Here is a 17,880-nt window from a genome sequence, read left to right on the forward strand (position 1 = left end):
ACCCAGTGCCGCACACCGTGCACGGTCTCGTCCCGATCCTCGCCACGCCGTTCCTGCCCGACGGGTCGCTCGACCTGCCGAGCCTGCGCAGGCTCACCGAGTTCCAGCTCGCGTCCGGAGTGGACGGTGTGGCGGTGTTCGGCATGGCGAGCGAGAACTTCGCCCTGACCGCGGCTGAACGCGACGTGGTCCTGCGGTCGGTGACCGATGTCGTGGCCGGCGCGGTGCCGGTCGTCGCGGGGGTGGCCGCCACGTCGACGGTCACCGCGCTGGAACAGGTGGCCGCGTTCGACGGTGTGTCGGCGGTGATGGTGCTGCCCCCGTTCATGGTGAAGCCGGGGCGGGCGCAGCTGGTGGAGTTCTACGCGTCGGTGGCGGCGGCGGGCCCCGAGGTGATGGTGCAGGACGCGCCCGGCGCCACCGGTGTCGCGATGCCGGTGCCGCTGATCGTCGAGCTGGCGAAGCTGCCTGGCGTGACGTCGGTGAAGGTGGAGTCGCCGCCGGCCGCCCCGAAGGTCGCGGCGGTGGTTGATGCGGTGGGTGACCCGGAGTTCGCCGTGCTGGGCGGCCAGAACGCACAGTTCTGCCTGGCGGAGTACGCGGGCGGCGCCGTCGGCACGATGCCGGCGTGCGAGTTCCCCGACCTGCTCGCGCCGGTGCTGGCGGACTGGCGCAGCCCTTCTGCGCGTGCCGCGTTCACCCGCCTGCTGCCGCTGGTCCTCGCCGGGCTGCAGCAGGGCATCGCGTGGTCGATCCACAAGGAAGTGCTGGTGCGACGGGGGATCATCGCGCACGCGACGGTGCGCTCCCCCGCCGGAACGCCGTCGCGTGCGACGCTGGCGGAGCTGGACACGGTACTGGCGGACCTGGAGCTGCCACCGGCGCCAGGGGTGGCCCGATGAGCGGCCTGGCCTCCGGCCCCCGGTTTCCATCCTCCCAGACGACACCGACGATTCCGGGCCCCTGTGGACAACCGGTCCGCGGGCACCGGGATTGTCGGTGCCCGCGACTACGCTGGATCTCGGGGGGCCGAGGGCCGCGCCCGAGCGCGCGGCGGCGGGGTTGTGGATGGCGTGCGCCGGATTGTCGGTGCCCCGGCCTACGCTGGAGTCCGGGGGCCGGAGGCCGCCCCGCCCAGCTGGATGGTGCGCGATGACCGGGCTCGGCGTCCTCGTCGTCGGCAGCAGCTCGGACATCGGGCTCGCGATCGGGCGGGCGTTCACCGTGCGCGGGGACCGGGTGGTCGGGGTGTCGCTCGCGCGGCACGAGGACCCCGCGTTCGCCGAGACCATCGCCGCTGACTGCGCCGACCCGGCCGCCGCGACGGTCGCCGTCGAATCGGCCCACCACCTGCTCGGCCGGCTGGACGTCGTGGTGCTCGCGGCCGCCGCCCAGCCCGTCGCCGCCGCGGCCGACACCACCGACGAGCAGTGGCGCGCCGCCGTCGGGGCCACCCTCGACTCCGCGTTCTTCGTGGCCCGCGCCGCCCTGAGGCGGCTGCCGGCCGGCGGCTCGATCGTCGCCGTGTCGTCGGTCAACGCCACGCTCGCCGCGCCCGGTCTGCCCGGCTACGCGGCGGCCAAGGCCGGCGTCGAGGGCCTCGTCCGCCAGCTCGCGCTCGAGTACGGTCCGGCGGGCGTGCGGGTCAACGCGGTGGCCCCGGGCATGATCGGCAACGCCCACCTGCCCGCCGTCGCCGAGGGGTACCCGCTGCGTCGCGTCGGCCGCCCCGACGAGGTCGCCGCCGCCGTCGTGTTCCTCGCGGGCGCCGGGTTCGTCACCGGGGCGGTCCTGCCGGTCGACGGGGGCCTGTCCATCGCGTCCCCCGCCGCCTGGCTCCGCCCCGACCTACGAGCCCGCTGGCTCTAGAGCGCGTCCTTGGCGGACTGGTACGGCAGCTCCGCCACCACCTCGAACTCACGGCCGGCGCGGCGGGCCGTGAACCGGCCGTCGGCCACCCCGACCCGGGTGCGCAGGTTCGCGAGGCCGCTGCCGCCCCCGTGCGCCTCTTCGAGGACGCCGTCGTTGCCGATGCGCAGCCGGAGCGTGCCGTCGACGACGACGAGGGTGATCGTGCAGTGCAGTGCCGCGCTGTGCCGCAGGATGTTCGTGACCGCCTCGCGGACGACCATCGCCAGCACCCCGTCGACGTCCTTCGGGGCGGACGGCAGGCGCTCGGGCAGCCGCACCGCGATGCCCGAGGACGTCAGGATGTCGAACGCGAGGCCCAGCTCGCTCGTGAACGACAGCCGCAGGTCCTCCGTCGCGACCAGTCGCGCGTCGTCGCCCGCCTTGGCGCACAGCCACAGCAGGTCGTCCAGCTCGCACCGGGCCTGTGCGTCGTCGCGGCCGATCAGCGCCATGACCAGGTCCGTCTTCAGCGCCATCGCCGACAGGCCGAGACCGAGCAGGTCGTGGGTGTCGCGGGCCAGCCGGAGCCGTTCCCGCACCGCGGCCAGCTCCGCCAGTTCTTCCCGCAGCGCCGCCATCCGCACGGCCAGGCGGGTGAGCCACGCGAGCCCGTACACCAACAGCCCGAACGCGACCGCGGTGGCGGTGGCGTACCCGGTCCACCGCGGCAGCTCCTCTGGCGGCGAGCCGCCGGGCACCAGCAGGATCAGCGCGGGCATGCTGGCGACGATCGCGCCGAACCACACCCACCGCGTCCGGTCCGGGAACAGCAGCAGCGCGGACCCGGCGAGGAACCCCGCAAACGCCAGCCCGGCGGGGCCGAGCAACGGGTACTGCACGTAGGTGAGCACCGCCTGCGCGGCGAACGTCCACCGCCACGCTGGCGGGTGTTCCTCGCGGCCGATGCCGGAGTGCCGCAGCTGCAACCCGGTGACGGCGCCGCCGGTGAGCACCGCGAGCACGAGCGTGCCCACCGGGTAGCCCGACTCACCCGGCAGCGCCACGTTGGCCGCGTTCTGCGCGGCGAACAGCACCAACACCGCCAGCAGCACGCCCGTCGCCAGGCGCGGCGCGAGCACCACGTCGGTCTCCTGCCGGGCACCGATCCGCTCGTCCGACTCCGCCGCGATCCCCCGCGCCTCGGCGAGCATCTCGCGGGCGGTGACCCCGGCGGCCTCGATCTCCGCGCGGGCTATGTCGCGGCGGTCGGGCAGCGCCTCCCGTGCGGCGGTCGCCCGGTCGGTGACGGTCCGGACCCGTTCCCCGATCATGGACCGCAGCCGCTCGGCCACCGCCAGCCGCTGCCGGGTGACGGCGGCGGCCGCCAGCTCGTCGCGGGTCGACGCGACCTGGCGCACCAGCTCCGCGAGCCACGTCAGGCCGAACAGGGCGAGCCCGTTGTCCGCGAACGCGATCAGGAGCCACAGCCCCGCGTGCACCGCGGGCGTGTACGGCGGGCCGACGAACCCGAGCCAGACGACCTCCTCGACCACCGCGAGCGCGCCGAACACCACCCACGACGCGGGTGCGGGCACCGTGAGCAGCACCAGCCCGGCCAGCAGCCCGGAGATCCCGCCGACCCACCCGTTGCCGAACAACGCGAACGGGAGGTAGGTCAGCACGGCCTGCGCGCCGAGCAGCCACCAGCGCAGCCGGTACCACGGCTCGCGCGCGACCCCGCTCGCGAACCAGGTGGGCAGGACGAACAGGGCCACCACGAACAGCACGTACCAGGAGTCGCCGTGGCCGACCGCGTCGACGGCGCGGCCCACGAGGAGCGTGCCGAGGAAGCCGAGCACGACGGCACGTGCGCCACGCACCTGGCGGCGCGTGTCGTATCCGTCGGTTCCGACCATCCTCACCAAACGGAAGGCTACCGGTTGACGCGGCGGGAGGGGCTCCCGAACAGGAGCCCCTGCCCACTCAGGCCCGCACGAACTTCGCCGCGTCCGCCCGCGCGCAGCCGACGCCACTGGACGTGAGCTTGACATACCCGCTCTCCCCGGCCGCGAACGAGTACGTGCCCAGCGACACCCAGCCACTCGCCCCGGCCGTGCCGTCGACCCGCTTCGTGGCCGTGCCAGCACTGTGGCCGACGTCGTACCGCGCGTTCGGGTCGCTCCCGGAATGGGCGATCTTCCACACGTACACCTGGAAGCTGCCCGCGCCACCCAGCTTCGGCCGCCACGTCGCGGTGTTGCCCGCGGTGTGGCAGGTGGCGTAGCGGGTCGGCGACGTGTAGTTCCAGCCGTCGACGGTGGAGTCGTGCCAGCCGCCGGACTCGCTGTACCCGTACGCCGCCGGGCCCTCGTTGTCGAGGTAGTAGTCCTTCTGCCAGTACCGCACGTAGTCGAACTGCGCGACGCCCTCGCCGTTGGCCGTCTGCGGGTAGGCGATGCTGGTCAGCCAGATGTTGAGGTAGTCGTGCGTCCACTGGTCCGGCGTGTAGGACACGGTGTGGCGCAGCTGGCCGTCGATGTAGAACTTGACGGAGGTCTCCGACCAGTCGGCTCCGTAGGTGTGCCACTGTTTGACGTCGAGGCCGGAGTCGTAGGTGATGCCGGGGGCGTACGGGCCGCGCACGCCGCTGCCCTTCCACGTGATCACACCGTGGTGCACGGTCCGCTGGTTGACCGAGTCCTGCTCGAGCACGTCGATCTCGGTCCGCTGCTCGGCGGGGAAGGTCGTGCTGCCGTTGCCCGCCTGCATCCAGAACGACGTGTGCCAGCCACCGGCCACGGGCATCTTCGCGCGGGTCTCGTAGTAGCCGTACCGCAACGCCTTCTTGCTGACGAGCCCGCCGCCACTCCAGTCCTTCCCCTGCAACGGCGGCGATTCCGCCTTCAGGTCGATGGACATCAGACCGCCACCGACGGAAACGTTGTCCGGCCGCTGGGCGCTGCCGGCCTTGACGTCGGTGCGGTAGTTCCACCGCGACGTGTCCACGGCACTGCCGTTGAACTCGTCGCTGAAGACGAGCGTGTACCCGGACGAGGGCGGATCGGCGGCGGCGGGGACGGCGGTGACCGCGGCCGCGGTCAGTGCGAGAGCGGTGAGCAGGGCGCTCCTGCGCATGGGAACCTCCGGTTACCAGGGGGACGTGCGGACGTGGAGCTGGTGGTCGGTGGGCGCTGTGAGGTACAGGTGGTCGGTGTCTCCGCGCCGGATCACCGCGAGGCGCTGCACGTTCACCCCCGGCAGCAGGGCCGTCTCGGCCCACGCACTCCCGGACGGGCGGGCGGCGAACGCCTGGTCACCACTGGCGGTGGCCTTCTTCGCGTAGTACACCCGCAGTCCGGTGCCCCACGCGGTGACGTCGATCGCGGCGTGGGTGTCGTAGGCACCCGAGTAGACCGTCTTCCGCTGCCACGCGGCACCGGTCCACTCGGCGACCCGGACCTGCCAACGTCCACCGTGGACGGTCCGGTAGCGGTAGGCGACAACGGGTTTCCCGCCGGACAGCGCCAGCTTCGCACTCTGCACCCCGGGCGGCCTGGTGGCGTCGTCGCGGTCGGTCGAGTCCTCCGCGCCCTCGAGCGGCTGGTACACGACCGGGCTGGTGACACTGGCGGGTGCGGTGACCACGGCACCCGCGGCGTTGTGGAACTGCCCGGACGAGATGTCGTACCGCAGGTAGGACCCGAGGTGCCGCAAGGCGTTCGTGCCGCCGTACGCCCACTCCCACGAGATGTGCAGGTTGCCGTCCCCGTCCCCGGCGACGTCGTCCGGGTAGGCGACATGACCCGCCGACCGGGCGAACACCGCGACCCGCGTCCAGGTGTCGGCCGAGTTGTCCCACCGGTACAACCGGCCCTCGGGATAGGCACGAATCACGAGGTAGACGTCACCGCCGTCGACCCGGGTGAGGTTCGGGTAGGTGTACTGACCACCTTGGTCCGGCATGTCGGCGGACCGGTTGACCATCGAGGTGACGTCGCCGGGGGCGGCGGAGCGGTAGTAGATCCAGTTGTTGCTGTGCATGGACACGAACGCGTGGATGAACCCGTCCCCGTCGACCGCGATCGAGGGTTGCTTGTGCCCGATGTCGTCCGGATACACCGAACAGGACCCGTCGGCAGCCTTGAGACAGCCGCGGGTCCACGTGCCGTCGGCCGCCTTGCGTCCGATGTAGACGGTGTGGGTGTCACTGGCACCGCCATTGGTGGCGCCAGGCCCACCCCACGCGTTGTAGGCGACGTACACCGAGCCGTTCAGCTCGTCCAGCGGCCGCCACCACCCGGCTTGGTTGGAGGCGTCTACGCGGTAGGGCACCTGCTCGGCGGCGGCGGCGGTGGCCGGGAGGACCAGCAGCAGCGCAAGGCAGGCGAGAACGACACGCCTCATCAGGACTCCTTTGTCCGGCGCGGAGATTCAGTTCATCAGTGCGGTGGCGGTGTAGCCGAGCGCGGTGCTGACGGTGTCGGCGGTCTCGATCACCACCTGGGCCAGCTCGTCCCGGCGGTTGGCCAGGTCGAGCGCGGACAGCGACCCGGAAACGGAGATCGCGGCGACCACGGCCCCGTCCCGGTCCCGGACAGGCGCGGCGACGCAGGCACGTCCGAGCGCCAGCTCCTCGACCTCCATGGCGTAGCCGCGGGCGCGAACGTCCTCGAGCTCCGCTTCCAGGACGGAAAGGCTGGTGACGGTCCTGGCGGTGAACGCGGTCAGCTCACCGAGCAGGTCGCGCCGCTCGTCGACCGTGCAGCCCAGCAGCAGACACTTGCCAAGCCCGGTCGCGTGCAGCGGATTGGTCTGGCCGAGGAGCGTGAACGACCGCGGTGCCAGCTCCCCCTCGGCGTTGACGAGGTAGACCAGCCGGTCCCCGTGCCGACGGGCCACGTTCACCCCGAGCCCGAGCCGGGCGGCGAGGTTCTGGACGACCTGCCGGGCCTCACGGTGGACTGGTTGCTGGTTCGCCGCCGCACCCCCGACCCGCAAGGCGAGCGGCCCGAGGCGGTAGAGCGAGCTGACGGGGTCCCGCTCCACGAAGGCGAGCGACTCGAGCGTGGCGAGCAACCGGGTCGCGGTGGACAGACCAAGCCCGGCAGCCGAGGCAAGGTCCGAGGCCCGCACCCGCGTATGCCCGGCATCGGCAAGAGCCCGCAACAACGACGCGGCCCGCTCCACGGACTGGTTGTTCCCAGTATCGGCAGCCATGAGCACCATTCTGCAAGTCAGGTTGCAATATGAACCGAAGATAGAGTCAGTTCTGGAGCCGAACTACCGCCAAACGGGCCAAGGCCGGGTTGGGTTGGGTTGTCCTCGCCGGACGTTCTGCATGGTGTGGTTTGTCCTCGCCGGACGGGCTTTGCCTCCGGGGGCTCCTCGCCGGAGCAGGTCTCCGGGATGGCCTTGCGGGTTGGCATCTTCGGTGGCTTGGCATGATCGGGCGGCCTTGTGCTGGTCAGGGCACCGGCTGTTCGGCAGGACCACCGAGAACCGAGGACATGGCAGCGAAGTACGGAGGCGCGGCAACGGTGCCACCGAAGGCACCATGGCCACAGTCGCCCAGGTGGACCGGCGGCCCTGGGCACAACTCCCCCGGCTCGGCACCGTCCGCGAACACCAGCGACGACACCGCGTAACCGTCCACGCCACCGACGAACGCGACCGACTCGCTGGTCTGCGTCGTCCCGGTCTTTCCGATTCCCGGCCGGGACCACCCCGCGGCACGCGCGGGCGCCGCGGAGGTGCCGTCGATCGTGTCCTTGGCCAGTCCGGTCATCAACGTGTCGGCGAGACCGCTTGGCACGACCTGCGAACACGCCTGCGAAGACACCGGCACCGCGTGCCCGAACCGGTCCGTCACCGAGAACACCGGATCCGGCGGGCACCACGTCCCCCCGCTCAGCAGCGTCGCCGACACGTTCGCCAGTTCGAGCGGGCTCACCGGGCTGTTGCCCAACGTGAACGACGGCTTGTCCCGGAAGTACTCCGACTGCGGCTGGTTCCGTTGCGGATCGTCCGACGACGGGGAAGGAGCGCCGCCCGCGTCATCGGACGCGAGCGTCGACCGCAACCCCAGCCGTTTCGCCATGTCCAGCACGGCAGGCAGCCCGACCTTCGTCTCCAGCCCCACGAAAGCGGTGTTCGGCGAGGTGGCGAGCCGTCGGCGAGCGTGATCGGATCCGGGTAGTGCCCATCGTTGTGCACGGTGTGGCAACGCCCACCGGACAACGCGAAACAGGACGAAGCCGGGTTCGGCAGCAACGTGTCCAGCCGGGCGTCCCCGGACGACAGGGCGGCGGCAGCGGTGAAGATCTTGAACACCGAACCGGCACCGAACGGATCACTGACGTCGGCCACGATGTTCCCCGACGTCTCACCGGCACGAGCGTCGGTGCCGAGGTTCCGGTTGGCGACCATCGCGAGCACCTCATGCCGGTCCGACCCCGGCGTGATCACGGCGAAGGTGTTCGCGACCCCGTCCTGCGCGGTGGGCACGTTCGCCACCACCGCGTCCTTGGCGGCAGCACTGACCACAGGATCAAGAGTGGTGCGAATCGTGTAGCCGCCGGTGGCGATCCGGTCCGCCGACAACCCGGAAGCCGCCAGGTAACTCAGCGCGTACTGACACAGGAACCCGGCATCGGGTGCGGCACCGGCACACGTGCTCGAAGGCACGTCCGGCCCGTCGGGCAACACCCCGAGCGGGGTCTTCTTGGCCGCCGCCCCGGTGGACTCGTCGATCGAGCCGGTGGCGACCATCGCGTCGAGCACCTGGTCGCGCCGCTTCAGAGCGGCATCCGGATGACCATAGGGATCGAACAACGTGGGATTGTTGACCATCCCGGCAAGCAGCGCGGCCTGCTGCAGGTTCAGGTTCGGGACGGGCACCCCGAAGTAGGCCTGGGCGGCGGCCGCGGCCCCGTACACCCGGCCGGTGAACTCGACGACGTTGAGGTAGGAGGCGAGAATGTCGGGCTTGGCGGTCGTACGGTCCAGCTCGACGGCCGAGCGCGCCTCCCGGAGCTTCCTGGTGATCGTGTCGGCACGGTCCGCCTGCTGCGCGGCGGGATCGTTCCGGTCGACGACGTCGATCAGGTAGTTTTTGACCAGCTGCTGGGTGATGGTCGACCCACCCTCGGTGGGCCCGCCGCCGACGTCGTTGAGCAGCGCGCGGACCACGGCGGCCGGGTCGATGCCGTGCTCGGTGTAGAAGTGGCGGTCCTCGACGGACACGATGGCGGCCTTCAACGTGTCCGGCACCTGCTCGGCCGGCAGCGGCAGCCGGTACTGGTCGAAGATCGTCGCGATCAGGGTGCCGTTCCGGTCGGTCACGGTCGTGACCAGGGGGGTCTGCCCGGCGAGCGACGCGGGTGAGATCTGCGCGGCCGACGCGGCCACCTTCCCCGCCACGAACCCGCCGCCGAGCACCACCGGCGACAGCAACGCGGCGAGGAGCACTCCGGCCAGCACGATCCCCCCGGCCAGCCGCAGCACTCCCCGCCGCATCCGCCCCTCCCCCGTTCCCCGAACTCCCGACAAGGAGATGGTGGTCCGCGAACCTGAGGGAATCGTGTGACAGGGCTGAAAGAACCCGGTGTATCAGGCGCGGCGGCCGACGGCGCCGTAACCCAGCAACCGGGCAGGCGACTCCTCGTGCCGCGGCCAGGCGAGGCTGCCGTCCGCCGCGCGGTCCGGACGCCACTGGTGCAACAGCACGAGACCGGGGTCGACCAGGTCCGTGCCCGCGAACCAGGACGCGATGGTCTCCTTGTCGCGCGGGTAGATCCGCTCGTCGGCCATCTCGTACAGCTTCAGCAGGCCGGCGAGCCGCTCGCGGGTCTCCGGGTCGGCCTCGTCCTGGCTCATCGTCGAGATCGCGATGTAGCTGCCCGCCGGGCACGCGTCCCGGTAGGCGGCGACCAGCCCCTCCGGGCCGTACTCGTCGCCGATGAACAGCAGCAGCCCGGCGCACAGCAGGCCGACCGGCTGGGTGAAGTCGATCAGCCGCCGCGTCTCCTCGTGCTCGAGCACCGTCCTCGGGTTGCGGACGTCGGCCCACACCACGGTCGCGTTCTCGTTGTCCTTCAGCAGTTCGAAGCTGTGGTGCACGGCGACGGCCTCGTAGTCGACGTACACGACCCGCGTCGCCGGGTCCTGCCGCTGCGCCTGCTCGTGCACGTTGCCCGCGGTCGGGATGCCGGACCCGAGGTCGAGGAACTGGCGGATCCCCTGCGCCATCAGGTGGTCCACCACCCGCCGCAGCCACGCGCGGTTGATCCGCGCGATGTCCTTGACGAACGGCGCCACCTGCTCGACCTGCGCGGCGAGCTCACGGTCGGACTCGAAGTTGTGCGACCCGCCGAGGTAGTAGTCGTACATCCGAGCGGCGTTGGGCTTCTCGAGGTCGACGTCCCGGACGTTCGTGGGCGGCTTGGGGCTCATGGAACCTGCTCCGTTCCGTGTGCGGTGGTGGGAGGACCCAGCAGGCAGCTTACGACCGCCGGGTCCTCCAAGATCACACCGGCGCCGGGACCGCGGCGGGCCGCCTGCGCAACCCGGTCGCCGTCACCACCAACGCGAGCGCCGCCGCGGCCACCGGCACGACGAACGCGTCGTGGAGACCGGGCAGGCCGTGCGCGGCGACCGACAGCGACGTCGCCACCGCGAGGCCGATCGCGGCGCCGAACTGGAACGAGGTGTTCCACAGCCCGCTCGCGAGCCCCTGTTCCGCGTCGGCGACACCGTCCGTCGCGATGATCGTCAGCGGGCCGTAGACCAGCGTGAAAGCCAGCCCCAGCAACACCATCGTCGGGAACATCGCCGACCAGTAGGACGCGTCGGCCGGGATCGACAGGAACAACGCGTAGCCGACCACCGCGGCGGCCACACCCGCCACGATCACCGGCGGGTTGCCCCACCGCTCGACGAGCTTCGGCGTCACCGTGGGCGCGAGTACCGCGTCGATCGCCACCACCAGCAGCGCCAGCCCGGTCTCGATGGCCGACCAGCCACGCACCTCCTGCAGGTACAGCACGGTGATGAACTGGAAGCTGACGAACGCGCCTGCGAACAGCACGGTGGCGACGTTGGCCCGGACCAGCGCCGTGTGGCGCAGGATGCCCAGCCGCACCAGTGGAGCGGACGACCGCCGCTCGACCAGCACGAACGTGACCAGCAGCAGCACGCTCAGCGCCCCGGTCACCGCACTGGCGCGCACGGGCACCTCCGGCACGCGCACCACCGTGTACACGAGCACCACCATGCCGGTGGTCAGGCTGAGCGCACCGGCGACGTCGAACCGGCGCGGCCCGGCCACCGGCACGTCGGCAGGCACCAGCCGGATCGCCATGACCAGGATGAGCGCCGCCAGCAACACGGGTGCGAAGAACACCCACCGCCACCCGAGCGCGGTGAGCAGGCCGCCGACGACGAGGCCGAGCGAGAACCCGCCCGCCGCGGTGCCCGCATACCAGAGCAGCGCCTGGTTGCGCTGCGGTCCCTCCGGGAAGGTCGTGGTGATCAACGACAGGCCAGCCGGCGTCATGAACGCGGCGGCGAAACCGGTGACGAACCGGGCGAGGATCAGCACCCAGCCGTCGGTGGCGAACCCGCCCAGCCCCGAGAAGGCGAGGAACACCGCGAGCCAGAACACGAACATCCGGCGGCGGCCGAGCAGGTCGGCGGCACGCCCGCCCAGCAGCATGAACCCGCCGTAGCCCAGCACGTAGGCGGACACCACCCACTGCAGCGCGGCGGTCGACATGCCCAGGTCGGCCCGGATCGCGGGCAGGGCCATGCCCAGCATGGAGACGTCGACGCCCTCCAGGAAGATCGAGCCGCACAGCACGAACAAGACGGCCCGTGCGCGGCCGCTCATCTTCTCCATTCACCACTCCTTGGTTACCAAACAGAACTCGGTTCTCTCTTGTTATGAACCTCATCCTGGGTCACTATTGGGAACTGTGGAAGAAGGCACTTCGCAAGAACCTGGTTACTGCGAGGGAACGGAGGACTTCGACGTCTGGCAGTGGCACTCCCGCGCGGACTGCGAGGTGCGGCAGATCCTCGACCGCATCGCGGACAAGTGGTCGCTGCTCGTGATCGCGCTGCTGGAGCGTCGGTCGCTGCGGTTCTCCGAGCTGCGCAAGGAGGTCGAGGGCATCAGCCAGCGCATGCTGACGGTGACCCTGCGCCAGCTGGAGCGCGACGGCCTGGTCAAGCGCAAGGCCTACCCGGTGGTGCCGCCCCGCGTGGACTACGAGCTGACCGACATGGGCTGCACGCTCCACGAGACGATCAAGGCGCTGGTCACGTGGACCGAGGAGCACCAGACGGCCATCGCCGCCGCCCGCGCCGCCTACGACGAACGCACCGCGAAGGAACGCGAACTGCTGGGGCAGTGACGTCAGCCGGTGGTCCGGGTCGCGCAGACCCAGCCAAAGGAACCGGCGGCGCCGATCAGTACCCCTCGTCCCGCAGTTCCTTCCGGTAGCCCGCGTCGATCGCGCGGCGTGCCAGTCCCGGTGCTCCCGCGAGCCCCCTGGCCACCAGCCGGGTCACGGACGCGGTCGCCTCGTTGCCCGCGAGGTGCCGCGCCCCGACCGCCATCAGGTCCGGTGCCCGCGCGGGATCGACGTGTGCGGACCGGTCCCACATCCGCGACGTCGCCACCGCCTCGTTCGCTCGCACCTCGGCCCGGTCGACGTGGATGACCAGTGCCGCGTGCGGTGGCTTTCCCTTGAGGGCCATGGTCGACAGGAGCGCGGGGTCGTCGCTGACGTACGCCGTGCCGCCCACGTGGAGGACGTCGGCGCGGCCGGGGACCAGTGCCGCGAGCGAGACCTCGTCGCACGTCATGAGGTTGCGAAACGTGTCGGCGCGCTTGTTGCCCCTGCGGTCCGGGATCGCCAGGGTGTGCTCGTCGAGGACGCGCACGAACCCGGCCTGGTCGCCCCGGGGACTCGTGGTGCCACGGCCGTCGCCGTCCCACGACGACACCAGGACGAACGGCGACGCGGCCAGGAACCCGGTGAGCGTCCCACCGGACTCACCGCGCGAGCCGTGCGCCGCGCGCCACAGGCCGGACCGCAGGACGCACCGCCCGCAGTGCACCCACGTCTCGTGGAGGTCGAGCGTGACGCGGGCACCGGAAACGTCGGCCGAGCCGCTGACGCGCAACGACTCGCCGATCCCCGGCAGGAAGAACACCAGCGACGCACCACCGGACGGCAGTGGCGAGAGGTTCGGCAGGTCGAACGACAGCCGGGTCGGTGTCGCCACGGTGGCGAAACCCGGCGCCCCGCCGACGACCGTGGTGTGCGGCACGCCGTCCCGGTCGCGGAACCCGAACCCGGCGACGGACGCGTGCGCCAGCACGGCACGGCAGCCGTCGTCGAACGCGCCGGTCGCCTTCCGCAGGACCATCGCGGGCGGGGTGCCGATCATCGCCTCGACGGCCGCCACCGTCGTCACCTTGCGCATAGGGTCAACGTATGCCGACCAGAACGCGGCAGGTGGCCAACGATGACCGCGAACCGGCCAACCCGCTGATCTCGATCGAGACGGACCTCGAACCCGGCCTCGCCACCGGGCAGCACACGCACCCCGACCACCTGATCGCCTGGTCGGCCACGGCAACGGTGTCCGTGCGCACCGGCACCCGCGACTGGCTCGTGCCGCCGACCCACGCGCTCTGGATCCCCGCCCGCCTCCCCCACACGACCGAGGTGCGCCGCCCCGGCCGCGGCTACGCCGTCATCGTCGCCAGGGACGAGCCCTCCCGCACGTGGCCGGAACCGACCGGCCTCCTGGTCACACCGCTGATCCGGGAACTGGTCATACACCTCGACCGGCACCCGGACCCGCTCGCCGTCCCGCTGCTCCTCAGCCTGCTCGATCCCGTGCCCAGCACGACGTTCCACGTGCCACTGCCGACCGACGACCGGATCAGGGCCATCGCCGACGCGCTCCTCGCCGACCCGGCCGACCAGCGGGACCTCACGGCGTGGGCACATGCCACCAACACCGGCGTCCGGACCGTCACCCGCCTGTTCGCGGCCGAGACCGGCATGACGTTCGCGCGGTGGCGGACCCTCGTCCGGATCCGGGCGGCGCTGACCCACCTCGCGGGCGGTGCCTCGGTCGGCGCCACGGCCCGCGCGGTTGGCTACCGCAAACCCGGCGCCTTCGCCGAGACCTTCCACCGCGTCACCGGTCACCACCCCGGCGTGTACCGGACGGGATGACAGAACGCCGCGAGCGGTTCGGTCACGGTCGACACGTCCCCGCCGCACGATCACCGGCGAGAGCGCGGGCCGGGTGCCCGCGGCGCCGAAGACCGCGGCGCAACAGTCCGGTGTGGACACCCGAAAGGCGAGTGGCCGGGGCGGTGGTCAGCACGGCCGCGGCCGCCACGTTCGTCTCGTTCGACACCAGTTCGAGTCCGGCAACCGCTACCCGCAGCCGCGCAACACCGGCACCACGTTCCCGGCGCGCAGACCTGGCAGTTGATCGCCAACCAGTGAAGAATCCCGGTTGCGTACCAGCAGCAGCTCTTCGGGGAGGGCACATGCACGAGGTGACGCGCAGGGACGTACTCCGTGGCGCCGGTGTGATCGCCGGCGCCACGGTCCTGCACGGCAGCGCCGCGACGGCGACATCGGCGGCGGAACAGGGTGGTGCGGTCGGGCTCGGCCAGGGCACCAACATCTCCGCACAGGTGTCGCCGGACGGCGAACACGTCGCGTTCGACCTGGTGACCGCGATCTGGACGGTGCCGGTCGGCGGCGGCACGGCCACCCGGCTGACCGGAGACGACACCGACGCGACCCAGCCCGCCTGGTCACCGGACGGGCGGACGCTGGTGTTCCAGGCGTACCGCGACGGCAACTACCACCTGTACACGGTGCGGCCCGACGGCGGCGGTCTCCGCAGGCTGACGAGCGGCCCCTACGACCACCGCGAGCCGAAGTTCTCGCCGGACGGCGCCACGATCGCGTTCTCGTCGGACCTCGGCGGGAGCTACGGCGTGTACACGCTCGACGTGGCGACGGGTGCGGTCACCGCACGCACCGACACCGCGGCGGAGGAGGCGATGCCCGCGTGGTCGCCGGACGGGCGCCGCCTCGCGTACACCGTCGACAGCACGGCCATCGACGTGCTCGACCTGGCCACCGGCACGACGTCCCGCGTGGTCACCGCGCCGGCCGGGGCGTCGCTGTACGGCCCGTCGTTCTCCCCCGGCGGCACGCTCGCCTACGTCCGGATCGCGGGCGCGACCGCCGAACTGGTCGTCGGCGACCGCGTGGTCAGCGAGCAGGGCGAGGACGTGTTCGGGTTCGCGCCGTCGTGGCTGTCGCCGACCGAGCTGCTGCACACCGCGGACGGCCACCTCAAGCGCCGCACGCTCGACGGTGTCACGACGGTCGTGGCGTTCACCGCGGCGGTGCCGGTCGTCCCCCGGCCGGACTACCACCGGAAGGTCCGCGACCTGGACTCGACGCGGGAGCAGCGGGTGCTCGGCATCGCCTCGCCGGTCGCGTCACCGGACGGGCGGCAGGTGGCGTTCCGCGCGCTGAACGCGTTGTGGCTGCTGAGGATCGGCGACCCGGTGCCGGAACGGCTGGTGTCCGACGGTTACTTCGCGTCCGACCCCGACTTCGCACCCGACGGTCGCTCGATCGTGTACGCGTCGGACCGTGCGGGTGACGCGGACCTGTGGCTGCGTGACCTCGCGACCGGCGAGGAGCGGCGGGTCACCGGCCTCGCGGGCGCGCAGACCGCGCCGCGGTTCTCCCCCGACGGCGGCCGGATCGCGTACTGCGACCAGGACGGCGTGGTGTGGGTGGTGGACCTGGCGTCGGGCGCGGCGGCACAGGTGACACCGACGTTGTTCATGCCGGGCAGGCCTACGTGGTCACCGGACGGCCGGACCCTCGCGCTGGCGGCGGTGAAGCCGTACTCGCGGCGGTTCCGCGAGGGCACGAGCCAGGTGCTGACGGTCGACCTCGGCACGGGCACGCTCACGTACACCGAACCGATGCCGCACGCGTCGATCGCGACCCGCGGCGACGACGGTCCGGTGTGGTCGCCGGACGGGCGGCACCTGGCGTTCGTGGTCGAGTCGTGCGCGTGGGTGGTGCCGGTCGACGCGCGCGGCCGCTTCACGGGCACCGCGCGACAGGTGACCCACGAGGTGACGGACTCGCTGTCGTGGCTGGGCCCGGACCGGTTGCTGTACCTGCACAACGGGGCGCTGCGGTCGGTCGGGGTGTCCGGCAGGGGTGTCCGGGAGATCCCGCTGTCGCTGCGGTACCGCCCGGCGCGCGTGCGGCGGCACGACGTGGTGCGCGCGGGTGCGCTGTGGGACGGCAGCTCGCCGCGCCTGCGCCGGTCGGTCGACATCGTGCTGGCGGACGGCAAGGTCGAGGCGGTGCTGCCAGCTGGTTCCCGCCCGGCAGCACCGCCTACGGTGGACGCGTCGGAGCTGACGGTGATGCCGGGCCTGATCGACGCGCACGTGCACTGGCACCTGCGCGGCAGGCAGTGGGGCGACCGGCAGGGCAGGCTGTGGCTGTCGTACGGCATCACGACCACCCGGTCTCCTGGCGATCCCGCTTACCAGTACACGGAAACCCGGGAGGCCCTGGAGTCGGGAGACCGGGTGGGCCCGCGCTACTTCGGCACCGGCGAGGCCGTCGACGGGTCGCGCGTGTACTACAACTTCATGCGCCCGACCCGGTCGGTGGCACAGCTGGCGCTCGAGCTGGAGCGCGCGCGGGCGCTGGGCTACGACATGGTGAAGACCTACGTGCGCCTGCCGGTGTCCGCCCAGCGCCGGGTGATCGCGGCGGCGCACCGCGCGGGGATGCCGCTGTCGTCGCACTACCTGTACCCGGCCGAGCGCATCGGCATGGACGGCATGGAACACACGGGCGCGACGAACCGGCTCGGCTACTCACACACCGTGTCGCGGCTTGGCCGGGCGTACGAGGACGCGGTGCGGCTGTTCGTGCGGTCCGGCATGTCGATCACCCCGACCCTGTTCAACTCGTCGGCCATCTACGACAACGACCGCGCGCTGGTCGAGGACCCCCGCACCAGGACGCTGTTCCCGTCCTGGGAGTACGCCCAGTACGTGGCGAAGGCGGACGCGGCCCAGACGCCGGCGAACGCGACGACCCTGGCGCTGCTGGCCGCGAACGTGGACATGGTCCTCCGCATCCACCGCGGCGGCGGCTTCGTGATCGCGGGCACCGACGCGCCACTGGACAACCCGGCGGTGTCCCTGCACGCCAACCTGCGCGCGAAGGTCAGGTTCGGCTTCACCCCGTACGAGGCCCTGACCACGGCTACCCGCAACCCGGCCCGGTGGCTGGGCCAGGCAGGCGACCTGGGCGAGATCCGCAGGGGCGCGCAGGCGGACCTGTCGTTCGTGTCGGGTGATCCGCTGACGGACATCCGCGCCGCGGCGGCCGTGCGGATGGTGATGAAGGGCGGCAAGCTGCACACGGTGGACGAGCTGCTGACCCCGTTCGCCACGCCCGCACCGGTCCCCGCACAGGTGACGACCGCACCTCCGGCCGTCCACCGCCACGACGACACGTTCTGGTGGCACGAACCGGAGTGGGCACACCGCTACTGCTGCTGAACCGGGAGCTTGGCGAGGGCGCGGTCGCGCCGCTCGAGAAGGTCCTCGACGGCCTCCTCACGCGCGGCGTCGTTGCCGTGCAACGCGATCCCGCGTTCGGTCCGCCACGCCTCGCTGAACCCGGTCCGCATCGCGCCGTCCACGATGGACGGGCGGCCCGGCACCGGCCGTGCGGCCCGGATGCCGAAGTCCGCTGATCGTGGGAAAGCCAGACGCCGAGTCGCCCGGGACCGTCGGCGCGGTACCCACCGCCGACGATCACCCCGCGCGGCGCGACATGCGCACCGCAACCGTGGAGCGACGGGCCGACGGCAGGCGCGTGCGGAATGCCATGCGGGGAAGGTCGACGGCCGGTGCCTGCCCGTTATGTC

At 71.9% G+C, this 17,880-nt stretch carries 14 protein-coding genes and 1 pseudogene; 5 read left to right on the forward strand and 10 right to left on the reverse strand.

Features of this window, described 5'->3' with window-relative positions:
- Positions 1 to 5 precede the first annotated feature (5 nt).
- Positions 6 to 902 (forward strand): dihydrodipicolinate synthase family protein, encoded by an 897-nt coding sequence (locus FHR82_RS07870; RefSeq protein WP_184809627.1) that lies wholly within the window; start codon positions 6 to 8, stop codon positions 900 to 902.
- 250 nt (positions 903 to 1,152) lie between these two features.
- Positions 1,153 to 1,869: an SDR family NAD(P)-dependent oxidoreductase gene (locus tag FHR82_RS07875; protein ID WP_184809628.1), complete on the forward strand. Its 717-nt coding sequence runs from the start codon at positions 1,153 to 1,155 to the stop codon at positions 1,867 to 1,869.
- On the opposite strand, the gene FHR82_RS07880 is transcribed toward FHR82_RS07875, so the two are convergent.
- The 8 genes and pseudogenes from FHR82_RS07880 to FHR82_RS07910 all read right to left on the reverse strand — a co-directional run bounded on the left by FHR82_RS07880 (position 1,866) and on the right by FHR82_RS07910 (position 11,746).
- Positions 1,866 to 3,767, reverse strand: coding sequence for a sensor histidine kinase (locus FHR82_RS07880; RefSeq protein WP_225944274.1), 1,902 nt, complete (start codon positions 3,765 to 3,767; stop codon positions 1,866 to 1,868). The two genes, FHR82_RS07875 and FHR82_RS07880, sit on opposite strands and share 4 nt — an antisense overlap.
- Before the next feature lie 67 nt (positions 3,768 to 3,834).
- On the reverse strand, positions 3,835 to 4,986 hold the full coding sequence (locus FHR82_RS07885; protein WP_184809630.1) for a glycoside hydrolase family 16 protein: 1,152 nt from the start codon (positions 4,984 to 4,986) through the stop codon (positions 3,835 to 3,837).
- 12 nt (positions 4,987 to 4,998) lie between these two features.
- A complete protein-coding gene (locus FHR82_RS07890; protein WP_184809631.1) occupies positions 4,999 to 6,255 on the reverse strand; it encodes a BNR-4 repeat-containing protein in 1,257 nt (418 codons plus the stop codon).
- Between the two features lie 27 nt (positions 6,256 to 6,282).
- Positions 6,283 to 7,068: an IclR family transcriptional regulator gene (locus tag FHR82_RS07895; protein ID WP_184809632.1), complete on the reverse strand. Its 786-nt coding sequence runs from the start codon at positions 7,066 to 7,068 to the stop codon at positions 6,283 to 6,285.
- Between the two features lie 247 nt (positions 7,069 to 7,315).
- Positions 7,316 to 7,990 (reverse strand): penicillin-binding transpeptidase domain-containing protein, encoded by a 675-nt coding sequence (locus tag FHR82_RS45765; protein ID WP_311770949.1) that lies wholly within the window; start codon positions 7,988 to 7,990, stop codon positions 7,316 to 7,318.
- A 686-nt stretch (positions 7,991 to 8,676) separates the two neighbouring features.
- A pseudogene (locus FHR82_RS45770) lies at positions 8,677 to 9,366 on the reverse strand (transglycosylase domain-containing protein); the annotation flags it as partial.
- Between the two features lie 93 nt (positions 9,367 to 9,459).
- On the reverse strand, positions 9,460 to 10,302 hold the full coding sequence (locus FHR82_RS07905) for an SAM-dependent methyltransferase (protein ID WP_184809633.1): 843 nt from the start codon (positions 10,300 to 10,302) through the stop codon (positions 9,460 to 9,462).
- A gap of 73 nt (positions 10,303 to 10,375) precedes the next feature.
- Positions 10,376 to 11,746 carry an MFS transporter gene (locus FHR82_RS07910; protein WP_225943814.1) on the reverse strand — a complete coding sequence of 457 codons (1,371 nt, stop codon included), beginning with the start codon at positions 11,744 to 11,746 and terminating at the stop codon, positions 10,376 to 10,378.
- Positions 11,747 to 11,822: 76 nt separating this feature from the next.
- Here FHR82_RS07910 and FHR82_RS07915 point away from each other — a divergent pair, with 76 nt between their 5' ends.
- Positions 11,823 to 12,263, forward strand: a complete 441-nt coding sequence (locus FHR82_RS07915) for a winged helix-turn-helix transcriptional regulator (protein ID WP_184809634.1) — start codon at positions 11,823 to 11,825, stop codon at positions 12,261 to 12,263.
- Between the two features lie 55 nt (positions 12,264 to 12,318).
- On the opposite strand, the gene FHR82_RS07920 is transcribed toward FHR82_RS07915, so the two are convergent.
- A complete protein-coding gene (locus FHR82_RS07920) occupies positions 12,319 to 13,341 on the reverse strand; it encodes a pyridoxamine 5'-phosphate oxidase family protein (RefSeq protein WP_184809635.1) in 1,023 nt (340 codons plus the stop codon).
- An 11-nt stretch (positions 13,342 to 13,352) separates the two neighbouring features.
- Here FHR82_RS07920 and FHR82_RS07925 point away from each other — a divergent pair, with 11 nt between their 5' ends.
- Together FHR82_RS07925 and FHR82_RS07930 are read left to right on the forward strand one after the other, a co-directional pair.
- A complete protein-coding gene (locus tag FHR82_RS07925) occupies positions 13,353 to 14,105 on the forward strand; it encodes a helix-turn-helix domain-containing protein (RefSeq protein WP_184809636.1) in 753 nt (250 codons plus the stop codon).
- Positions 14,106 to 14,428: 323 nt separating this feature from the next.
- A complete protein-coding gene (locus tag FHR82_RS07930; protein WP_184809637.1) occupies positions 14,429 to 17,509 on the forward strand; it encodes an amidohydrolase family protein in 3,081 nt (1,026 codons plus the stop codon).
- On the opposite strand, the gene FHR82_RS07935 is transcribed toward FHR82_RS07930, so the two are convergent.
- Positions 17,497 to 17,640, reverse strand: a complete 144-nt coding sequence (locus FHR82_RS07935) for a hypothetical protein (protein ID WP_184809638.1) — start codon at positions 17,638 to 17,640, stop codon at positions 17,497 to 17,499. The two genes, FHR82_RS07930 and FHR82_RS07935, sit on opposite strands and share 13 nt — an antisense overlap.
- Positions 17,641 to 17,880 lie beyond the last annotated feature (240 nt).

It is taken from the genome of Actinophytocola algeriensis, assembly GCF_014203735.1.
GTDB classification, from domain to species: domain Bacteria; phylum Actinomycetota; class Actinomycetes; order Mycobacteriales; family Pseudonocardiaceae; genus Actinophytocola; species Actinophytocola algeriensis.

Bases quoted from the DNA above. Each gene is read 5' to 3' on its own strand.
- FHR82_RS07875 (WP_184809628.1), top strand. From the start codon at position 1,153: ATGACCGGGCTCGGCGTCCTCGTCGTCGGCAGCAGCTCGGACATCGGG.
- FHR82_RS07880 (WP_225944274.1), bottom strand. From the start codon at position 3,767: ATGGTCGGAACCGACGGATACGACACGCGCCGCCAGGTGCGTGGCGCA.
- FHR82_RS07885 (WP_184809630.1), bottom strand. From the start codon at position 4,986: ATGCGCAGGAGCGCCCTGCTCACCGCTCTCGCACTGACCGCGGCCGCG.
- FHR82_RS07890 (WP_184809631.1), bottom strand. From the start codon at position 6,255: ATGAGGCGTGTCGTTCTCGCCTGCCTTGCGCTGCTGCTGGTCCTCCCG.
- FHR82_RS07895 (WP_184809632.1), bottom strand. From the start codon at position 7,068: ATGGCTGCCGATACTGGGAACAACCAGTCCGTGGAGCGGGCCGCGTCG.
- FHR82_RS07905 (WP_184809633.1), bottom strand. From the start codon at position 10,302: ATGAGCCCCAAGCCGCCCACGAACGTCCGGGACGTCGACCTCGAGAAG.
- FHR82_RS07910 (WP_225943814.1), bottom strand. From the start codon at position 11,746: ATGGAGAAGATGAGCGGCCGCGCACGGGCCGTCTTGTTCGTGCTGTGC.
- FHR82_RS07920 (WP_184809635.1), bottom strand. From the start codon at position 13,341: ATGCGCAAGGTGACGACGGTGGCGGCCGTCGAGGCGATGATCGGCACC.
- FHR82_RS07925 (WP_184809636.1), top strand. From the start codon at position 13,353: ATGCCGACCAGAACGCGGCAGGTGGCCAACGATGACCGCGAACCGGCC.
- FHR82_RS07930 (WP_184809637.1), top strand. From the start codon at position 14,429: ATGCACGAGGTGACGCGCAGGGACGTACTCCGTGGCGCCGGTGTGATC.
- FHR82_RS07935 (WP_184809638.1), bottom strand. From the start codon at position 17,640: ATGCGGACCGGGTTCAGCGAGGCGTGGCGGACCGAACGCGGGATCGCG.